10 protein-coding genes are annotated in these 20,518 nt (G+C 62.6%); 7 read left to right on the forward strand and 3 right to left on the reverse strand.

Features of this window, described 5'->3' with window-relative positions; genetic code table 11:
• From ACQR07_RS36675 to ACQR07_RS36690, 4 genes are all read left to right on the forward strand, one after another.
• Nucleotides 1-256, forward strand: a 256-nt coding sequence (locus tag ACQR07_RS36675; protein ID WP_434906912.1) for a hypothetical protein, incomplete at its 5' end; no start/stop codon positions are given.
• Nucleotides 257-366: 110 nt separating this feature from the next.
• On the forward strand, nucleotides 367-1,560 hold the full coding sequence (locus ACQR07_RS36680; RefSeq protein ID WP_434906913.1) for an ABC-three component system protein: 1,194 nt from the start codon (nucleotides 367-369) through the stop codon (nucleotides 1,558-1,560).
• Nucleotides 1,557-2,063: an ABC-three component system middle component 5 gene (locus ACQR07_RS36685; RefSeq protein WP_434906914.1), complete on the forward strand. Its 507-nt coding sequence runs from the start codon at nucleotides 1,557-1,559 to the stop codon at nucleotides 2,061-2,063. Before ACQR07_RS36680 ends, ACQR07_RS36685 begins: the two co-directional genes overlap by 4 nt.
• A gap of 2 nt (nucleotides 2,064-2,065) precedes the next feature.
• A complete protein-coding gene (locus tag ACQR07_RS36690; RefSeq protein ID WP_434906915.1) occupies nucleotides 2,066-3,970 on the forward strand; it encodes an AAA family ATPase in 1,905 nt (634 codons plus the stop codon).
• A 329-nt stretch (nucleotides 3,971-4,299) separates the two neighbouring features.
• Here the strand turns inward: ACQR07_RS36690 and ACQR07_RS36695 are convergent, their stop codons facing one another.
• The 3 genes from ACQR07_RS36695 to ACQR07_RS36705 are packed head-to-tail and all read right to left on the reverse strand — an operon-like array spanning nucleotide 4,300 to nucleotide 17,197.
• Nucleotides 4,300-12,258 (reverse strand): hypothetical protein, encoded by a 7,959-nt coding sequence (locus ACQR07_RS36695; RefSeq protein ID WP_434906916.1) that lies wholly within the window; start codon nucleotides 12,256-12,258, stop codon nucleotides 4,300-4,302.
• A gap of 11 nt (nucleotides 12,259-12,269) precedes the next feature.
• Nucleotides 12,270-13,532, reverse strand: a complete 1,263-nt coding sequence (locus ACQR07_RS36700) for a hypothetical protein (RefSeq protein WP_434906917.1) — start codon at nucleotides 13,530-13,532, stop codon at nucleotides 12,270-12,272.
• Complete coding sequence (locus ACQR07_RS36705; protein ID WP_434906918.1) at nucleotides 13,532-17,197, reverse strand: hypothetical protein; 3,666 nt, start codon at nucleotides 17,195-17,197, stop codon at nucleotides 13,532-13,534. Before ACQR07_RS36705 ends, ACQR07_RS36700 begins: the two co-directional genes overlap by 1 nt.
• 69 nt (nucleotides 17,198-17,266) lie before the next feature.
• On the opposite strand from ACQR07_RS36705, the gene ACQR07_RS36710 reads away from it, so the two are divergent.
• From ACQR07_RS36710 to ACQR07_RS36720, 3 genes are all read left to right on the forward strand, one after another.
• Nucleotides 17,267-18,106, forward strand: a complete 840-nt coding sequence (locus tag ACQR07_RS36710; RefSeq protein WP_434906919.1) for an autotransporter outer membrane beta-barrel domain-containing protein — start codon at nucleotides 17,267-17,269, stop codon at nucleotides 18,104-18,106.
• Nucleotides 18,107-18,241: 135 nt separating this feature from the next.
• Nucleotides 18,242-18,568, forward strand: a complete 327-nt coding sequence (locus tag ACQR07_RS36715; protein ID WP_434906920.1) for a hypothetical protein — start codon at nucleotides 18,242-18,244, stop codon at nucleotides 18,566-18,568.
• A gap of 557 nt (nucleotides 18,569-19,125) precedes the next feature.
• Nucleotides 19,126-20,478 carry an ABC transporter substrate-binding protein gene (locus tag ACQR07_RS36720; protein WP_434906921.1) on the forward strand — a complete coding sequence of 451 codons (1,353 nt, stop codon included), beginning with the start codon at nucleotides 19,126-19,128 and terminating at the stop codon, nucleotides 20,476-20,478.
• Nucleotides 20,479-20,518 lie beyond the last annotated feature (40 nt).

Genomic DNA, 20,518 nt, shown 5'->3' on the forward strand with positions numbered 1-20,518 from the left:
CACGGTCCGTGACGATCGCGAAACGCCCCTTCAGCGAGCAGGAGACGGCGAGGAAGATCGATCTGATTTGCCCGACGGCACAAGGCCGGATTTGCCCGACGGAATGCGACAAACTGGCACGACGGGCAGTTTGTCGGGGGGGGATGAGCGCAAGGCTTTAGGGCAGCCGAGCTTTCGCTATCTGCTTTCGCTCCGGCTGTTTTGCGCCGCAGAAGGGTCCAATCAGATTGCCGTCAGGAACAGTCAGATGATCTGAGATCAATTTATCTCTGGAACATTGGTCGGCTCTCGCCGACCGATCTTGTTGGGGTGGTTGCCTTATCGCTAAGGTTGTGATTCATTTCGCTGTCCTTTAACGAGTTTATCGTGTCACCCACATCGTCGATTTTTGCAGCGATCGGTCGCCAAGACGGCAATGCTGATGTCATCTTTGTACATGGGCTAACTGGAAGCCCGTATGAAACTTGGGAATCGCCAAACAGCACGGAAGCCGAGGGGCCCTATTGGCCGAAATGGCTGCTCGTCGATCTTCCGCATCTAAATTGCTATACGTTAGGGTTTCCGGCGAGCCTCTTTGCCAAATGGGCCAAGAAGGAGATGGACCTTTACGAGAGCGCAAAAGCGATCCTAGAGATCCTTGCAGGGTACAACATTGGAAAAAGACCTCTTGTGTTCGTCTGTCATAGTCTAGGCGGGTTGCTAGTCAAACAGATTCTGCGGACCGCATGCGAGTCGACGGATGATGATTGGCTAGCCATTGCTCGCAGCTGTCGCGGCGTCTTTTTTCTCGCCACTCCACACAGCGGCTCAACGCTAGCCAATGTGCTTTCAGCTTTCGCTGCCCCGTTTACCTCTGTGCACGTTGATAAGCTCAAAAGGGACACATCCGCTCTCGACGAGCTCAATGAGAGCTTTAGGACTTTCTGCGGTCGCCAAAGCGTCCAGGTGGCTGTGTACTATGAAAAATTCAAAACTTTGAACTTGGCTGAAGTAGTAGATAGGCAAAGTGCTGACCCAGGGATTGGGTCATCAATGCCTATCCCAGTAGCTTCTGATCATCTGAACATATGTAAGCCAGCTAGCCGTCACGATCCCGTCTACCTGAGCATTCTCCGAAGGCTGCGTTTATCTCTGCCTATCGTCGTATCTACCGCTCAGACGGATGTATTCGATTGCGACTCGTTAGATCAGCAAAGCGAGTCGGATCGCAGAAGTCTATTCGAAAAGATGGTCGCGGCGGGGCGCGAGCATGAGTATTTACATGCTAACGATTCACAAAATAGGTTTGCTCGTGCATTTGCCCGCAGCGGATTAAAAGCAAGTGCTGCTGAGTTCTATAGCAATCTCTTGGCGGATATTGAGCAGCGCTTTCATAATCTCATCTATCATCGATTGATCTGCGTGGATGCCGATCCGGCCTTGGTAACAGCTACAGTTCAGGCTGAAATCATCGATAAGCTCAGTGCCAAGTACGCTGATCAAAGAGCGACGGCGAAAACCGTGATGAATGCTCTCTACTTTCTAACCGAGAAATGCCATATTCGGTGGGACAAGCCATGAGCTACCGCGCGTGGTACGCTCAGTTGGATGTATTCGATACCGCGCGCCGCTATCTGGCTATACTCAATGCCTGGCGCCTCGATCCCCCAAGTCGGGATCGTCTCTTTATCTCGGATTTCTATTTCGTTAATCCGCCTTTGTTGCACCTGACGCATATGTCTGCTCAGGTGCGTAGGGATTTTTCAGCTCTAGGAATTGAGAAGCCCAAAGATGCGTTTATAAATTTTCCATCCCCCTCGATTCTGTATAACCGAATGACCGGCATTCAGACTCAGGCGTTGCATAACCTTGTAGGGAAGGGCTTGCTTGATGTTAATCTCGTGGACAAGGATCAGTATCGACTTAGTGATCTAGGGCTTCGAGTTGTAAGGGAAATGGATGGCCGGTTAGTGTTACCCAGTGAAAAGGAAGTTTTGGCGTTTGTGACTACTGCGTTTGCATCCATTGGAGAAGGTAAGGGCGGTTTGCGAGCCATTACTGGCTTGCGCCGATTGGGAACTTAGTTGTGATCCCGTTCTTTGCGATCAACCGCGTTCGTATTATGCGGGGGCAGCATGTTGCCTACGACCAGCGCTTTCATCGCGGCGTAAATATCATTCGAGGTGAGAACAGCTCTGGCAAATCAACGATTGCCGATTTTATTTTTTTTGGCTTGGGCGGAGAGTACGATCGTTGGAAAGATTATGCGGCGATGTGCACCGCGGTGCAGCTCGAAATTGAGACCAGCAGCACTCTTTTCACGACGCGTCGAAATGTTGGCTCTAAGCAGGAGCCGGCGCTCGTTTTTTATGGCAGCCTCGAAAGCTCGTTATCACGGGGAATCGATGCGTGGCAGCAAGTTCCCATTCGCCGGCCACCCGGTGGGAAAGATCTCTCATTTTCCCAAATATTGTTCAAGGCTGCGGGGATACCGGAAGCTCCAAACGTTGAGCAGTCCAATATTACGATTCATCAGATATTGCGGCTTCTATATTCCGACCAGCAAACGCCTGCCGGGAAGCTATTTCGATTCGAGGCGTTCGACTTGCGCGACATCCGCGAAGCCGTAGGGCAGCTTATAATTGGCGTAAACGGCTATCAGGCTTACGAGGCGCAACTAAGACTCCGACAGTTAAAGTTGGACTATGCGGAGAAAGACCGCCTCTACAAAGCTGCTCTCTTGACGCTTCCTCGCTCGGAGGGGTTGGCTTCGGTTGCCGCACTTGAAGTGCGAATTCAGGATACGATTGCCAAGCGTGACAGTGCTGTCGGTGAGATTGCTGAGGTTGATACGATTGTGGGTTTGGAGCAGTCCTCCAAATTTGTTGTCGACCGTAGGGCGATGCAGGCAAGGCTGCGAAAGCTTGCAGGCGCTCTTCAGGCAGACGAAGCGCTAGCACTCGATCTGGGAGATGAACTCGCCGAAATCGAGCAATTTTCTAAACATTTGACCGATCAGCTTGCCGCCTTAAATGCAGCTGAGAATATGTCTGACCGGCTCGGTACAATCGAGTTTCAGTACTGTCCTGCATGCCTCAAGCCGCTGGAGGTTGGTGTTGATGAAAAACGCTGCATTCTTTGCTGTCAAGAGATAGATGAGGAGCGATCGAAGTCGAAGTATCTCGACCTGAAAATCGACAATGAGCTACAAATTCGTGAGTCTAGGCAGCTCCTTTCTTCAAAGAAAAGCCAACTGTCCGAGATTGAGCGTGGGTTGCGAGGTAAGCGTCGAGAGTATGCGTTGGCTGTAGCGGATTTCTCGGCGAGGTATGATGTTAGCAATTCGCCTCGAGAGAGTTTTCTCGCGGAACGAAACAAGCTCGTGGGTGCTCTTGACCAAGAGTTGGAGTATTTAGAGGAATTGCGAGCGACCGTAGACTCAATTGATCAGCTGTCTAAACAGCGTGCAATGCTTAATGACGAAATTGATAAAATCGAAAGTCAGCTGAAAAGTATTACAGCAAAGAACACGGCGCGGTATCGGAAGTCGATGGAGCTTGTAAGTGCGATTGGGTGTCAAATTCTAAAGCAGGACTTGGAACGGGAGGATACTTTTGAGAATCCCGAGTCTCTTTTGCTGAATTTTGGAGACGACGCGATGCTTGTCGACGGTAAGATGAACTTTGCGGAGAGCAGCAATGTCATCTTGAAGAATACCGCGATCCTCTCGCTGTTCTTGGCCGCCTCATATGAGCGAGACTTCTGGCATCCTAGATTTTTGCTCTTAGACAATATCGAAGATAAAGGTATGGAGCGCGAGCGTAGTTGGAATTATCAGCGGTTAATTGTGAAGGAATCCAAAAAGGCGCCGCTTCCGCATCAGGTAATATTTACAACGTCGATGATTGATCCAGAACTTAGCGCTAGTGATCTGACCGTGGGTCCTCACTACACGCGCCAAAACAAGACGCTCGACTTCGGCCGCGGCTGAGCGGCTTGAGGAGGCGTAGGTTCAAATGGCAGTCGGGTCTCGAGAGTAGCGTTTTGTTGATTCGGAGTTTCGGTGGGAGTTTCGGGTGGGAGTTTCGGTGACGCTGCACTCAACTTCTGCGGGGCGCGTGACGAGGTGGGCCGGATCGGCTCCACCCAGCGTATGCATTCCTTGACGGCGGCACGCCGGCGCATCGGCTTGCGCGCGGCGGCGAGCCGGACACTCCTGGCCATGCGGATGTCTGCGCCGGAGAAGAGCTTGAGCAACCCATGGCGTCGAAACTCACGCCAAAGCGATCAGTGCGGCGTATCGACCACGTCCTCAGATGCTCACGTCCAGCTCACACCGGCGGCCGCGACATAGAGGCCGCGCAGGTGGATCAGGGGGATGCCGGTTTCCGAGATCGTCGAGAACACCGAGACTTCGAACTGCAAGGTGGAGCGCGCCAGCAGGGTGGCTGGCAGGCGGTTGTCGTTCCGCCATGAGCCGAGCGCGGCGACGAGCTTGGCAACCAGCGGTGCGACGTCGCCGGGGCTAGGATAGAACGGCAGGCCTTCGGGGAGATCGAGCAGGACCGGCAGCACGCGGTCCGGCAAGGCGAGCGGATTGGGGCCGTCCTGCACCGGATAGACCAGGTCGATGACGGTCTGCACGCTGCCCTGCGCGCCGGATTTGAGGTTGGTCACGCCGGTCAACAGGTTCACGTAGAGCCGTGTGAGCGCGTCGGTCAGCGTCGTCGCCACCGGGCCGCCGCCGGCGAGCGGCAGCTTCGAAATGTCGATCTGCGGATCGAGATCCTTGTCGATGAACGGCAGCACCTTGTCCGGTGCCTTGATGACCGGTGTCAGATACTCGAACGGCTGCGGCAGCCCGGGCACCCGCACCGGTGTGTTACCCTCGAGCACGACGGCACCGGCGTTGCGGGCGATGCTGAGCTGATAGGCGCCGTTGTGATGATCGATGATGCTCAACGGCTCGACGGCGAGCGTGCGCGCCGCGACCGACATCGCCTTGTCGGCTTTCAGCCCGTCCGCGGGATCGGTCTTGCCCTGGGGCAGGAAATAGGCATCGCCATGGTCGTCGGGGACGGCGCTGTAGGTGACGCCGTCGATGCTGATCCGCATCGTCGGCAGCGGGCAGTGCCAGGTCCCGATCGTCGGATTGTTCGGGTCCGCCACGACCTTGAGACGCCAGGGCGCCGACTCCGGCGTGAGCCGCGCGTCGAACCATTCCTGGACCGTGAAGTTGAACGGCACGCCGCCGTCATTGTCGCCGACCGAGCGGCCGGACGGCATGCGCTGCGGCAGCTTGATCGGAACGTCGAGCGATCCCGCGACGTGCTCGACGGTCGTCGCAAACGCCACCAGCGCGTCGGAGAGATGATCGGCGGTCCCGGTCCTGCGCAGGTTGTTGAACACGGCGCCAATGCCGCCGGAGGGACCGCCGGCGCCATAGATCGTGGCGAACTGCGTCAGGGTGTCGACGAGATCGTCCGCCACGCGCGCGGCCGCGAGCATCACCCGGCGCGGCTGCTCGCCGATGTTGATGACGACCGTGACGTTCAACGTATCCTGCGCGACGAACACGTGCTGATAGCCGAGCTCGAGCGACCATTCGTCGGCGCTGGCGAGCGGATTGTCGCCCGTCGTGACCTGCGAACCGAAGGTCTGCGCGTTGATGATCGGCGGCCGCGGATAGGCGCGCAGCGGCAGGGCGATGTTGGCCGGCTGCATCGTCAAGGTCGCGTCGGCCGCGAGCACGAAGCGCAGCCAGGTGCCGAGATTGAACGCCCCGTCGGGAACGTTCAGCGTGCCGGTGACGTCCTCGAAGGCGTCGATCTGGAACGTCTGGGGCAGGCTGAAGACGGCTTCCTCGCCCTTGCGATGCGCGCTGAGCGTGAGCGCCAGCGGCTGCGCGGCGGTCGGCGATAGCGCGACCTTGCCGGGCGACACGGTGACATTGTTGTTGCTGGTCGTGCTCTGCGCTCCGACCGAACGGCCATAGAGATTGAGGTTGAGGCCTTCAGGCCATGTCGCCTGGCCGACGCTCGTCGTCGTCTCGGTCTGGACGACGGCGTCGATGCCGTAGAAGTTGGAGAGGCTGATCAGGCAGGACTGGCGATAGGCCTCGGTTGCAGCCGGCGACGTGGTCTTGCCGTCGGCGAGGCTGACGACGCGGCCGCTCAGCCGGGTCGCAAGGTCGCGCTTGGCGGCGAGGCAGCGATCGACCGCGTTCGGCACGGCCGTGTCGTGCAAGGTGGCCGGAATGCCGCAGTCGGGCGCCAGGAAATTCTCGACCATGGCGAGGAAATTCGCAAACGCGCCGTCGAGATCGAGGTCGGTGGCGGTCATCGCCGTGGCGCCGAGCAGGAAGACGTTGCTCGGAGTCTGCTGCGCGATGAGCGCGTCGAGATTGGCGCCGCTGATGCCGCCGCGGCTGATCAGGGTGTTGTTGACGCCGGGCGGCGCATAGGCCAGCGGCTTGGGCGCGAAGCCGGTCGGCGGCGCGAAGGCGACCGAGAGCGCGCCTGCGCCATAGCGCATGATCCACAATTGCGCGCCGCCGGGCACGTCGGCGTCGCCGGCCAGCACCTTCATCCGGGTCGAGGTCAGCGCCTGCTCGAACGCGGTGGCGAACACCGTATAGGACTGCACCGAGCTGCCGGCTTCGGTCGGGTAGTAGGGCGACAGCACCGTCGTCATGACGGAGATCGCCGGATCCGAGGCGAAGTTGGGATCGACGGGGCCGCCCCGCTTGAACGTCATCGTCGCGGTGAGCGGGAACAGCGCGTCGGTTCGATAGGAGGCATCGTCCGCGGGCAGCGTCAAGGAGAGATCGGGCAGGGCGCAGCCCGTGCGGGCGTCAACGGCCGTCATGATGGCGTTGATGTCCGCTTGGAGCAGCTCGGCGATGCGGCCGCCACCGCTCGGAATAGACAGCGGCTGCGACAGGAACGACACCGTCACGCTGGCGTCGATGTCGGCGAGCTGATGATAGATGGTGGCGTAGGTGCGCTTGAGATTGTTGGTACGGCGAACGTCGTCGTCTTTTTGATAGACGAAGGTCCGCTTCAGCGTCAGCACCCGCTGGCCGCCGACCTGCTGCACCATGTAGCCATAGACCAGATGCGGCCAGTCGCCGAGGCCCGCCACGGGATCGGTGTAGCCCACCGGCAGCACCGATGTGGTCAGCTGCCGCGACGGCAGCATGTCGCCGTAGAGATCGATCCATTCGAAGCCGAGCGACAGCGAGCCGCCGATGAACATGTAGGGATCGAGCGCCCGCAGCGTCTCCCAGAGGATCGGCGGCGCCGGGATGCTGAGGTCGGGCGGATCGCTCGGCCAGGCGTTGCCGGTGAGCTCCAGCAGGTTGAACAGGCGTTGATAGGCGATGCGTCCCTGGGCGGCCGCGGCGTCGTCGCGCAGCGGGCCGGTGACGAACTGATCCCGCGGCGGATTCACGATCGGCACGGCCTTGCCGCGCGCGGTGACCGGAGCCTGCGGCACGAAGGCGAGCAGGTGGAACAGATTGTCCAGGGTCGCCTGATAGTCGCTGGTGGACGGCGGCGTCAGGCGCGTCACCCGGATGCCGACATTGCCGGTCGGCGCCGTCGCGTGCAGGTCCTGCAGCGTCCAGGCGGCGGCAAACAAGGTCGGGTCGGCACCCGCGGCCGGGTCGCTCACGCGCGCGGCGTTGACAGTGCCGTCGAGCGCGGCGCCGAAATCGGCCGCCGACCTGGTCTGCTGCGCCAGGTTGAAGGAGACGACGAGCTGCAGCTGGCCGAGCCCGTCGCTGTCGAACAGGCTGTCGGGCAGCGGCGCCGGCGCGCCGAAATACAGATAATAGCCGCCGGAGTTGGTCAGTCCCCCCGTCATCATGTGTTCGATGAAGGTGATGATCGCCGGATCCGGCGCCGCTGCTGCGGCCGCACCCCGCACGGCCATCAGCATGTGCGGCGGATTGGTCTCGGTCGAGACGTTGCTGCGGAAGATGAAGGTCTGCTGCGCCGTGACCAGTTGGATCGACAGCGCGCCGGAGCCGGTGCCGCCGCTGCCGGCGACATAGGCGATCTCGAGCGCGGTCGGTGGCTGGGCGTCCTTGCGCTGATAGATCTTCTCCAGAACCCGCAGGTCGTCGGACTGCACCCCGAACAGCTCATAGACGTTGGCGAGGTAGGTCGGCTTGGCGCCGGTGGATTCGGCTGTAGGCACGCGCCGGACCGTGAAGGAAATGGTCGCGCACCACGCATAGGCCGTCGCCGGCACGTCGTGCGCGACGTTCTGGGCGTCGAGCGTCTGCAGATGGAACAGCCGCGAGGCATCCGCGCCGGCAATCGTGCTGATCAGCGCCGGCGGCAGGCTGCGCAGATAGGCCGATGTGCCGGGGCTCGCGAGCACCTTGCCGGGCTGGCCATTGGCCAGCGTGAAGCTGCGCGGCGCCGACGCGGCCAGCGACATCGTCGCGGCCAGCGCGCTGGAATCATCGACACCCGTCACCGATGTCGGGATCTGAATGCCGATCGGAATCGGCTGCGTCGGCGTCACCAGTCCCCAGGACCGGGCCGCCGCATTGGCGAGATCGACCGTCGGCGATGGCGCCGTCGGATCAGCGACGATCGCCTCCTGTCCGGTGGCGCTGTAGAGCGCCTGCTGCCCGATGCGCGTTCCGTGCAGCATGAAGCGCGTACCATTGCCGACCGCCGACGACATCGCCGAGGGCGCTCCGCCACTCGTCTGCTCCATCAGATCGTAGAGCGTCGACAATGTCATGGGCGAGGTGCCGATGAGCTGGCTCGCGCCATGCAGCGCCGCCTGCACGGTGATACGAAGATAGTCCGATACGATAACTGCGAGGTCGGTCGTCGCGATCGGCACGGTTTCGCTCGAAACCGACACGGTGGTGCCGGGCAGCAGCGGGAAGAAGGCGAGGCCGTAGTCGGAGCCGGGGAGAAGCTTCTGCGCCGTCAACAGCAGATTTGCGCCGAAGAAGGATTGCAGCTCGGTGGATGACGGGGCGCGTGCGGTCGAGCCGGGCTGGCCGATGCTGCTCAGATAGGTCGACAGGCCGTCGAGGTCGGCCGGCAGCACGGTGATCGCCTGATACAGCGCATCCGGCGTCGGCGCGCTGGCCGGCGTCACGCCGCGCGCCCAGCTCTGATAGGCCTGCAACAGCCAGGCCGTGAACAGCTTCACCGCCTCGTTCGCCGGGCTGGGGCCGGTCGCGCCGGCGAGCCTGACCAGCGACGGCGTCTTCGCCTGCGGCGACATCAGTGCGGTCTGGACGACGTAGATCCAGTCGGGTTGCGAAGCCGTCGGACTTGCAAGTCCAAGCGTCAGTTGCGGCACGACATAGAGGTCGAGCGCCAGCGGCTGGCAGCTCAGCGGCGGATAGGCGATGGGCGGCGGCGCGGCCAGAGCCGTCGCGAACATGCGCTCGGCCTGCAGCATGGCGACCGACGATGTCTTGTTCCACAGCGCGTCCTGCCAGGTGTCGGTGCCGAAGGTCGCGGTGTAGCTGACCGTGGTCGAGAAGCCGACATGGATGTGGATCGTGAACAGGCCGCAATTGATCGAGACGGTCAGCTCGACATCGACGCTCGCCGTCATCGGCACCGTGACCTGGCGGCGCGTCTCGGCAGTGACCGCGACGGAGATCGTGATCTCGACCAGGAGTGATGCAGAGATGATCGCGAAGTCGATCTTGCCCTCGAGCTTGCCGATGATCGTCAGCGAGGCATAGACGTTGTAGTAGTCCTCGGACACCTGCTGGCCGCCGGACGGATTGCGGGTGAACTTCGAGAACGTGCCCTGGAAGATGCCTTGCAGCAGCACGCCCAGCGACGCCGACATCGGCCCGGCCGAGAACTCGCGGTAGATGCCGATGCGGAAGCCGAGCCCGATCTCGATGACGTTGCCGAACGCGCCGACCGGCAGATTGTTGCCGCCGACCGCGATCGGCGGCAGCTTGTCATCGGTCGCGCCCGACAGCTTTCCGAACAGCAGCCCGCCCGAGCCGTAGTACTCGGCCGCGGCAATCACGGCCGAATGTGAGAAGTCGCCATTGTGCGGATAGCCGATGTCGATCTCGAAATCGCCATTGGTGAACACCTTGACGCCGAGCGACGGCAGCTGGACCTCGAAGGCCTCCATGTTGATCTTGCGGATCTTGTCGGGCAGCGTGAGGTAGGCCTCGTAGACGCCGATGGTGGCCGAGACCTTGCGATAGAGGATCTCGGCCGACAGCCCGACCAGGGCGTCGAGATAATCAGATTTCGGCGCGCCCTCGATGTTGAGGTCGTCGCGCACCAGAAGATGCACGCCATAGATCTGCGGATCGGCGAACACCAGCCGTACGTCGATCTGCCCGAGCAGGATCATGCGGGCGCCGATCAGCCAGCCCGCATCCTTGTCGAACAGGTGGACCGGCAGCGGGTTGCCTTCGCTGATGCCGGCGACGATGTTCTGGATCTGGATCAGCGCGTCCTCGACCGAGACCGGCTGGGTCGGCAGTCCGACGTGCTGGCCGAAGGCGGCGAGCACGACGTCGAGATAGGCCGCGCCGAGCCCCGGCGCGGTCGGGGCCTGCGATGGTTGCGTCGGGTCCCAGCTCGGATTGCTGGAGGTGCCGAGCATCGGGAAGTTGCCCTTGACCGTGAAGCTGAAGCCCGAGCCTGTCTTTGCTTTCGCGCTGTCATAGACGAGGCCGAAGCCGGTCACGGAGCAGCCGAGGAAATCGAAGTCCAATCCCTCGTAGTCGATCTCGATGACGCGCGACGTCTGCCCGAGCGTGATCGACAACGAGAAGCTACTCAGCCCGATGTCATTGAGCAGGTCCCACGGCGCCGGCAAGGTGGTGAAGGAATTGCCGGTGAAGATCGCGACGAAGTCGGCCAGCAGCTGTCCCAGCGTGGTTTGCTGGCTGGTCGACAGCGTCACCTTGTTCTGAGAGACGTCGAAGGTGCCGACCAGTCCGGCGAGCTTCGGGGCGCTGACCGACAGGATGGTGCCGCCGCCTGCCTGCTTGCTGGAAAAATCGAAGGTGAGCACCAGCGCGAAGCCGTCGATGTCGAGCGTGCCGACGATGGTGTTGCTGTCGCCGCCGAGCTGGGCGTCGGTGTCGGTCGAAATGGCGATGCCGCCGAGCGTCCAGTTGGTGGTGAAGGCGACGTGCAATTGCCAGGTCGTCGCGCCGGCCTGCGGGATGGTGACGCTGCCGTCGAGGGCCTCCAATGCGAAATGATCGAGGAACGACTGCATGTCCGTGGGCAGGTTGAGTCCCAGGGCACCCAGCAGGTCGCCGAACAGCAGCGAGGTTGCCTGCGGCTTGCCGAGATTGGCGAGTGTGGCCGGCAGATCGAGCCCGGCTGCGGCGGTCCAGCTCGACGACGCCTGGGCACCCGAGGCAGTATCGGCCATCAAGACGACGCCGAGGGCGATCTTGTCGTGGATCAGCAACTGGGCCGCAATCGACGCCGACGTGGCATCCTGCGCGTATTGAACGCCGAGCGTCAGGCTGTCGAGGGCGAGTACGCCGTCGAGGATCGAGAACGGCTGACCGTTCGGCGTCGTCACCAGCGCCGTGAAGTCGACCGCCTTGTCGCGGCTCATCACCGTGAGCTGCAGGCCGCTCAGCAGCAGATTGGCGAAGGAGGCCGGCGACGGCAGTTTGAAGGCCTGCAGCAGCGCCTTGAAGCTCGGCGTCGATCCCGGGGGCTCGGTCGCGGTGAAGGTGAAGCTCGGGCAGTCGACCGCCACGTCGAGATCGAGCGCGCCGAAGGTGAGGCTGCCGCTGAGTGTCGCGGTGACGAAGGGCGACGCGAACGGGCCCTGAACGACGAGATTGATGTGGGACAGCGTCGCGGTGATGTTGAGGGCATCCAGCACCGTGACGGAGAAGCCGGCGCGCTGTCGTCCCAGGGCGACGCCGACCGACAGCCCCACCAGTTGGCTCGAGCCGCCATTGCTGTCCTTGAGAACCTCGAAGCCCATCTGGTCGACCGAGACCAGGCTGTTGTCGCTCGTCAATGGCGACAACAATCCCTCGCGCGGCAGCCATTGCGCCAGCGGCAGGCCGGGAAACAGGGCGGCCAAGCGATAAAGTCCTAGATCGGCCAGCGGGTCTTCGCCGGGGGCGAAGGGAATCACGGTTGAAACGACCGGCAGATCGGCCAGCGGCGATGCCGCGATCAGGTCAGCCGTGGCGACCACCAGCGGCTTGCCTGATTTGATCGAGTCGCTGACGGCCTGCCGGATCGCGTCGGATGGGGTGCCGCCGGTGGTCATTGCCATCGTCTGCTCCCTTAGTTCTGCACGATCTGGACAGGAAGATGATCACTGAGCAGCAGATTGAACATCAGCGCCCGCCCCGTCGCGACATCGCCGATCGTGTAGGGACCGCCGGAATAGAATTCGTTCACGACGGTTCCTGCGTTGTTCGGAAACCATTCATCCACCCACGGCAGCAGCGTGTTGGAAATGAAGTTTCTCACGGCTTGCAGCCGGAGCAGCGCGTAGGCGCGGGTCCCGTTCTGGGTGAGGAGCCCGAGCACGTCGGGCACGCTGGTCGCGTTGGCCGTGGTGCCGAGCCCGATGTCGCGCGGCGAGGTCAACACGCCGGCGCCCTGGTGCCACGGGCCGTTGGTGCCGACGGCGGAATGAACCGACGTATTGGCGAATGCGTTGTTGGCATAGGTCTGGCCAACGAAGTTCAAGGCGGTGGCGCGGTTGCGCAGGATGGTCTGGTCGCCATTGATGACCACGTTGAAGTCACCGAGGTAGCCCCGCGCGCCCGCATTGGCGCTGAGCGCCCCTGCGGCAAAGCCGAGCAGGGCACCGTAGATGGGGCTCTTGGAATTATTCTGGCCAACCGGCGCGTGATAGACGACCGTCGACACCGGCGTCTGCGGGTTGGCATTGGGATCGACGATCGAAACCTGGCACGGCCGCCGCGACATCCGTTGCTGCGGAATGACGTTGTTCGAGTGGAACACGCGTCCACCGCGCAAGTTGCGGACGATATTGGCATCCGGGCAGGTCGAGGTGGGGAATCCCAGCGCTGCCGCCGCGCCGAGCGCGTTGAAGGTGATGACGGGGTTGTTCGCGTTGAACTGGATCGGCGATCCGTTCAGGACGAGATCGATGCGATTGGCGCCGCCGCCGCCAGCGGCGTTCAAGGTGTCCTGGCCGGCCGACCGTGCGCCAGCCTGCTGCTGCGCGTAGCCGTTGCGGTAGAGCACGCCGTAGCCTTCGAGATTGCCGGGCGCGGTGAAGCCGAGATCGCCGATCCCTGCAGGAGGCATCGCCCCGGCATTGGTAATGGCGCCCGGAACCCAGTCGAAGTGCCAGTCATTGTTGCCGGTCGCGTTGAGGAAGTTCTGCAGACGCGCGAGAAAGGGGACGCCGTGAACCCTGAGCTCCTGGATCACCAGCACCTGGGCGCCGAGATCGGCGACCACAGCGGCGATCAGCGCACAGCGGACCACTTCGCATTGACGGCTGGTTGCCTCGAGGCCGTAGCGGACGCCGAATTCCTCGAGGTTCCAGGCGAGTGCAGTGACGGCCATCAATGTCCTCCCGTCACGGCTTGGGTCGGCGACAGCGGCGGCGCATTCGGGTCGACATAGGCGCCGAACCAGCCAAGCGTCCGATCGCCGAAGCCGGCGACGAGGATGTTGGTTGAGCCCTTCGGCGGAAACGAGCGCGTGAACACGGTGACGCCGATCGAGGCGAAGGTGAAGACGTAGACCGACTGCTGCCCCTGCGCGATGCGCGACAGCATGATGCCGTCGGCGCCGAATTTGAGGATGCCTTCGAGGTCGAAGCTCAGATTGACGCCGCCCGGGCCCGAGAGCCGGATGAAGGGTGCGTAGGCGGCAACGCCGGTGCCGCCCGCCGTCCAGGTGAACATCAGCTGGGCGTTGATCAATCCGGACGCATCGAGCGAGCCGGAGCCGCCCAGCGGCAGATCGAAGGCGAGGCCGTACCACTCGCCGCTTGGCGGATCGCCGCCGGTCGAGGGATTGGTGGTGAGCGCGCGGTAGCCCAGGTCGCTCGGCGACTTGCTGTCGGCCCCAATGACGAAACTTTTGAGCTGCAGCGGGAAGCTCGCCGCGAAGCTGTCGACGCGGTAGAGCGTGTTGGCCGCGGCCGAGCTGGTATCGACGAAACTGCCATCGAACAGCTTGTCGGGCAGGCCGGTCAAGGCGAAGTCGCCGAGATCCGATGCGAATTTCTTGTCGCCGCCCGGCGTGGGACTCTGGTTCGAGTCATAGGACATGGTCAGCCCGAAATTGACGAAGGACAGCGCGGCGTAGGACAGCAGGTCGAAGACAGGATCGTCTCCGGCAACGGGCGGCAGCGTGCCCATCCAGCCCGACATCTGGAAGGTGACGGACGAGGTCAAACCGACGTCGGGGTTCTGTGCGACGACCGCGCGATCGATTTCGATGCGGTCGATCGCGCTGCTCGACAAATAGAACGTGCTGGTCACACCCGGCGCGGTCGCGAACACGTAGCTCGGCGCACCGTCGTTCTGCTGCAGGGCGCCGCGGATGACGATGAGGTCGGTGGCGATCGGGCCGGGACCGCTCGGCGCAGCCAGCACGGCATCGCCGAAGAACGTGTTCAGGATGACGGCGGCGCTCGAGGAAAAGCTCTTCAGCGCCGAATTCTCGAACAGGGTCTCGAGCGCCAGCAACTGGAAATCATAAGGCACCGACGTCGCGATGAACCCCGAGCCCGGGCTTCCGTTCGGCGACGTGCCCGGACTGAGATAATGCACCAGGCCGAAGAACGCGCTGTCCGGAGCATAGGAGCTGCCGTCGTAGACCGTATGATTGACTGCGCAGCCGACGTGGTGCGCGACGAGCTCGCTCGGATCGACGCCGGCGAGCAGGAATGACAGGCTGGGATCGAGTTCTCCGGCGGCCACCGGCACGTTCAGGAACACGAAGCCGTTCCATGCGGGATCGTCGATCAGCTCGCAGAAGGTCTGCAGGCCGGCGAGCCCGAGTCCATTGTTGTATTGGGCCTTGGCGTTGGCAATGTAGGTGGTCAGCCAGCCCGACAGGACTGCGCCGGTCGGATCGAGCGAGGCGGCGTTGAACTGCTGATAGGCGGTCCAGGCCGCCGGCGTGGCCGCGAGCTCGCTGACGCGCCCCTGCGCCGATTTGATGATCAGGACCGACTGATAGTCGCCTGGCGCGATCTTGTCCGGCGGCGCGGGGGCGAAGGAGAAGCCCCAGCCGCTCATGGCCAGGGTCACGGTGCAGTTGGCGACATAGTCCGCTGTGGCGGCGCTGATGACGATGAACTGCTGCGGTGCCAGAAAAGCGTCGCGCAGGTCGTCCGGCAACGGCAGGCCCGTCGGCTGTCCATTGTCGAGCGCCTGGAAGATCAGCTGACAGCCCGCTGCTGCGCCAAGCTCGACCGACACGATGTCGCCCTTGCCGTCCAGCCCCACGATATAGCCCTGCGGCGTGACCGCGATCTTGCGCGGATCGCCGAGATCGGCCGGCTGCGCCGGCAGGCCGCGGATCGTCTGGGCGCGGGTCGTTGCGACATAGCCATATTCGAACGCCGCCACGGCGCCTGCCTGGGCCGCGAATCCGGGCGTCGGCGTCACCGCGCCATAGGGCAGCAGCGGAAAGCCGACACCTGCGGGCGGCCCCGGCGGCAAGGCGCGCAAAGCGAAGCCGTCATGCCGCAGCAATTGAGGGTCCTGGGTGCCGGCCAGCGGACTGAACAGCGGCGAATGGGCCGATTCAGAATAGTAGACGTTATAGGGCGGCGCCGCGCCGCTCTTGACGATTGCGGCCAGCGCGGTGGTGTGACCGTTGCTCGGCCCGGGTCCGAACGTGAAGCTGCCGCTCGTGGTCGTCACCGCGATATCGGCCGGCATTCCCGGCGTGAAGCGCAGCAGGTCGCCGTCGGCGAAGCCGATCTCCTCGGTGGCTGCGAAACCGCAGACCAGCCGGTGCGTGGCCATCGGTGCGCCGGGCACCGTCATCGCGAAGTCGCCGCTGGGCGCGAAATAGAGTCGCGCCGGCTGGACCGGATCGGCCGCGGCGGCCGCGACGAATTGCGCTTTGTTGCCGACAGGGCCAAGGGAAATCGTCTCGTCCCAGATCGTGCGATAGGCCGAGACGAAGCTGCCGCCCTTGGGCAAGATCGTCATGTTGTTGCGGACCGGGCTGGCGAAGCCGAACGGATCGATGACGCCGCTGACCGTCGCGTCCGCCAGCACCTCGCTGCCGTCGAGCAGCGGGAATGGCAGCCGACTCGGCGGGCTCCCGTCCTGCGCCATCGCATAGTCGAAACCGAACTCGAAGGCGGTCAGCGCGCCGCCATTGCTGCCCTGGAAGGCGAGGCAGCCTGCGGTCGGCCCCGTCAGCGGGACTGTCAGCGCCCCCAGCTTGACCGCAGGCTGGCTTGGCGCGGCATCGCCGAACGACAACGTCGCGCCGTTGGGCGCAATGACGAGGTTGCCGTTGCCGTCGTAGTTCATGGCGCTGGACGGGCTGAGCTTGCCGGCGTCGACGAACAGCGTTCGTCCCTGGCCGCCAGCTGTGAACAGCCGATAGGCCTGCGGCTGCAGAGCATAGGCCGGGTAGGGCATGCTGAGGCCCGCGGCCAACGAGTCGAGCTGCTGCAGCCACAGTAGAAAGCCGCCGAGCGTTGCGTTGCTGCCGAACGCCGGAAATCCCTTGGCTGCGGCCAGCATGCTGGCGCGGAACGCAGCCATGCTCGATTGGGCCGGCTGTTGCGGCAGGAAGACGAAACCGGCGTGCTGAAATATCGCGTGATTTCCGATCACGTTGGTGAAAAACTGACTGAGCGTCAGCTGCGGCAAATTCGGCTTTGCGTTCACCGCATAGGCGAACGCGCCAACCCAGGGACCGCCCGCAGGCTGAGCCGTCGCTGCCAACAAATAAGTATTGTCCGCGGGGGATGGGTTGGTGAAGGCATAGAGTGGCGCAAACGTCACAACCGTCATTCGCGCGTGCCCCCCTGGCTTTTCTGCGGCACCAGAGTATGCTCTTATCGTGACGATTGTATAGTCCCATCGAGACGATATAAGGTTGTTTGCGGCTTCGGCCTGCAGCTGAACAGGAAAATGGTCATGGCCGGCTTGTCGGGCGGCGGACGATGCGGCCGTCTCGTCGTCGCAGCTGCCTTCATCTTGGCGGTTGCTGATCGGGCGGCCTTTGCCGGCGAGTCGTTCGACCAACGGTTCTGGTCGCCACTACCGCCTTCAAGTTCGTTCGCCGGGCCGCTGCTTTCGGCGGAAAATGCGATCGTGCGCGACGGCTGGACCGCCTACGCCACCGGCTACAGCATCGATGGCCACAGCATCACCGACAACGTCGTCGCCGACGGCCGCTTCACCTCGAAGGGATATGTCGCCGGCCTCGCCAAGCGGCTGTCGCCGAACTTCACGATTGGCCTGCGCGGACAGCACGGGACGACCGACGTCAACTACAATCAGACGCCCGACCGGAACATGAGCAGCAGCAGCCACGGCATCGGCTTCGACCTCGTCGTCGAGGACCAGCACGTGCTGTGGCGCACGACCGCGAGCTATGCCGACGACAGCTTCAATGCCAACTTCAACGCATTCACGCCCGGCAGCTGGAACGGTCGCGAATGGGCTGTGGACTCCCAGTTCAACGTGCGCTGGACGTTCTCGCGGCTCGTGACCACCGGCTTCGTCGGCTTCCGCTACCTGACGTTGGAGCAGAACGCCTTCACGGCCGGCGACATTTTCTCCACGCAGTTTCCGGGGCAGCGCCGCGAGTCCACGCAGGTTCGCGCCGGCGTCGATCTGCTGTGCTCGCTTTTCAGTGTCGGTCCGTTCGAACTGCTGGCCTCGGCCTCCGGGCAGGTGCGCAACGAGATGGACAAGCACCCGCCGATCTATGGCGCTGTCGATCTCACCGGCATGGCCGGCAACAGCTTCACCTTCGACTATGCCAATGCGGAGCCGGTTCGTTTCCCTGCCGCCGTGACCTGGCAGGCATCGGGCGGACTGGAATTACGCGCGGCCAACACTTTTCACGTGTTCGTCAACGCCACGACAAGTCGCAACGCGATGCTGAGCTGGACCGGCTATCAGGTCGGCGCCCGTTTCTTGTTTTGATCGCGGTCACCCGCCTATTGTGAAGATGGCGCCGCTGAACTGGCGCCCAAGTCGATGCTCCTTGGGGCTTCCTTGGGGCTGTCGCCGCGGCTAACGAGATCGCCCCGTTCCAAACGAATCGGCGGCCTTCGCTCGGTGGTCAATGCCAGCATCGCCTCGCTGGTCGACGATCGGGTCGAAAATGAGCCGGCGGAGCTCGGCATGATCTCTGCGCGTATCGGCGAGCTCGAGCAGAATTTCCATCGGCTCGTCGCGCATCAGCGCGAGGTGCTCGGAAAGGTGCTGGAGGAGAGCGCGCGCCTTGCGGATCGGATCATCGAGCTGATTGGGCTTGATCCAATTCCAGGACTGCGCGTGTCAGCGCCTGCAGCAGGTTGCCAAGCTCGCCACGTTACTCGAGGACCACTCCGCCGTGATAGCAGAAGCCAGCGTCGGGCGTCGCGATGGGCGGTGACCGCCTAGGCCCGCGCCGCAAGCTCGAGGAGCAGATGATCGGCTACGTCTTGGCGAGCCAGCGTGACATGCATCGCAAGGTCTTCAACAACTTCCGCCGCGCAGGAGGACGTCGGACATCGCATCGAGCTGTTGTAGTGATGACGAGCAAGGTTTGTCGACGGTCCGTCTGCGCTGAGTCAATCGTCCGAGGCCGATGAGCGCCCCTTTGGCAGCGCCGCAGCTGGCTGCAAGCGTCAGGAGTTTGACGATGCGGTCTCAAGACGTCGCTGACGCAAGCGATGCGGCGCGGGCTCGTTTCACTTGGTATTTCCGCTGACCGAAGGTCGTTTGCGGCAAACACTGGGCCGGTGCTCATTCGGTTCTCAGTCGATTGACGCCGATCTGTGCGATTGCCGAGAGCTGCAGCAGAAGAGATCTGACATTAGCGACGCTTATATCCGCAATTTTTGCTTCCAATTTTACTTCGTAGAACCCCGTCGATAGCCTCGCATCAAGATCGAGATACAGGCGAGCAAACGTCCAACGAAGGATGTTGTGGCGCCTTGTAACCAGCGGGGGTTGCTATGCGCGATAAAGAGAAACGCACGTCGACGGTTGAGTTCCAGGGACGCAAGTCCAAGACAGCAAACGGGAAACTGAGCAGGCGCTCGCTCTTGAAGGGGGCCGCCGCACTCGCCGGCGCCGCGGTCGGCTCCGACATCTTGCCGGGGGCGCCGACGATCTGGGCGCAGGAGATCAAGGACATCGAGCTGCGCCATGTCGGCGTGTCTTATTCGGTGGTGAAGGCGATCGGCGACCAGGCTGCGAAGGATCTCGGCTTCAAGGTCACGATGCAGAACCTCGACACGTCGGCTTCGATCAACCGTTTCATCAGCCAGCCGAACAGCGTCGACATCGCCGATCTCGAGGGCTGGCAGGCCAAGCTCGCCGCGAAGCGTGGTGTGATCCAGGGCATCGAGGTCAAGAAGATCAAGGAGTTCGACAACATCCTGCCGATCTTCACCAAGGGCGAGATCAACGGCCACAAGATCCCGCGCCAGGGCATCTCGCCTTACGAGGCGATGTACATCGCCAAGCCCGACTCCACCGATCTGCACGATGGCGTCACGGAATGGGCCACCTTCCTGCCGCAGGTCTACAACGCCGACTCGATCGGCTACCGGCCCGACCTCGTCGGCCACGAAGTCACCGAGTGGAAGGACCTGATCGATCCGAAGTTCAAGGGCAAGGCCGCGATCCTCGACGTGCCCGCGATCGGCATCATGGATGCCGCGTTGTGCTTCGAGAGCGCCGGGCTGATCAAGTACGGCAACAAGGGCAACATGACCAAGGAGGAGATCGACTTCACCTGCAACAAGCTGATCGAGCTAAAGAAGCAGGGGCAGTTCCGCGCCACCTGGACCACCTTCGATCAGTCGGTGCAGCTGATGGCGGCGGGCGAGGTGGTGATTCAGTCGATGTGGTCGCCGGCGGTGGCCGCGGTGCGCGTCAAGGAAATCCCCTGCGTCTACGCGCCGGTCAATGTCAAGAACGGCAAGGAAGGCTACCGCGGCTGGTGCAACGGCATGGGCCTGATGAAGCACCTCACCGGCAAGAAGCTCGACGCCGCCTATGAGTATCTCAACTGGTACCTGTCTGGCTGGCAGGGCGGCTTCGTCGCGCGCTACGGCTATTACAGCCCGGTGCCGTCGACGGCGAAGAAGTTCCTGACGCCTGCGGAATGGGACTTCTGGTACGAGGGCAAGCCCGCGCCGGAGGTGGTCAACGATCCCTACGGTGTGCCGATGGAGAAGGCCGGCACCAAGCGCGACGGCGGCTCCTTCCTCGACCGCGTCACCAACATCTCCTGCTGGAATACGCTGATGGACGAGGCCGCCTACATGAACAAGCGCTGGAACGACTTCAAGGTGGCGTAAGTCAGAGTGGCCTGAATCCTGCCTCTCTCATGCACGGCCG

Origin of the sequence: Bradyrhizobium sp. HKCCYLS20291 (assembly GCF_051167715.1) — a bacterium.
Lineage (GTDB): Bacteria > Pseudomonadota > Alphaproteobacteria > Rhizobiales > Xanthobacteraceae > Bradyrhizobium.

What these genes read in the sequence shown, in the direction of transcription:
- ACQR07_RS36720 (WP_434906921.1), top strand. Translation starts at nt 19,126, where the DNA reads ATGCGCGATAAAGAGAAACGCACGTCGACGGTTGAGTTCCAGGGACGC.
- ACQR07_RS36695 (WP_434906916.1), bottom strand. Translation starts at nt 12,258, where the DNA reads ATGGCAATGACCACCGGCGGCACCCCATCCGACGCGATCCGGCAGGCC.
- ACQR07_RS36685 (WP_434906914.1), top strand. Translation starts at nt 1,557, where the DNA reads ATGAGCTACCGCGCGTGGTACGCTCAGTTGGATGTATTCGATACCGCG.
- ACQR07_RS36700 (WP_434906917.1), bottom strand. Translation starts at nt 13,532, where the DNA reads ATGGCCGTCACTGCACTCGCCTGGAACCTCGAGGAATTCGGCGTCCGC.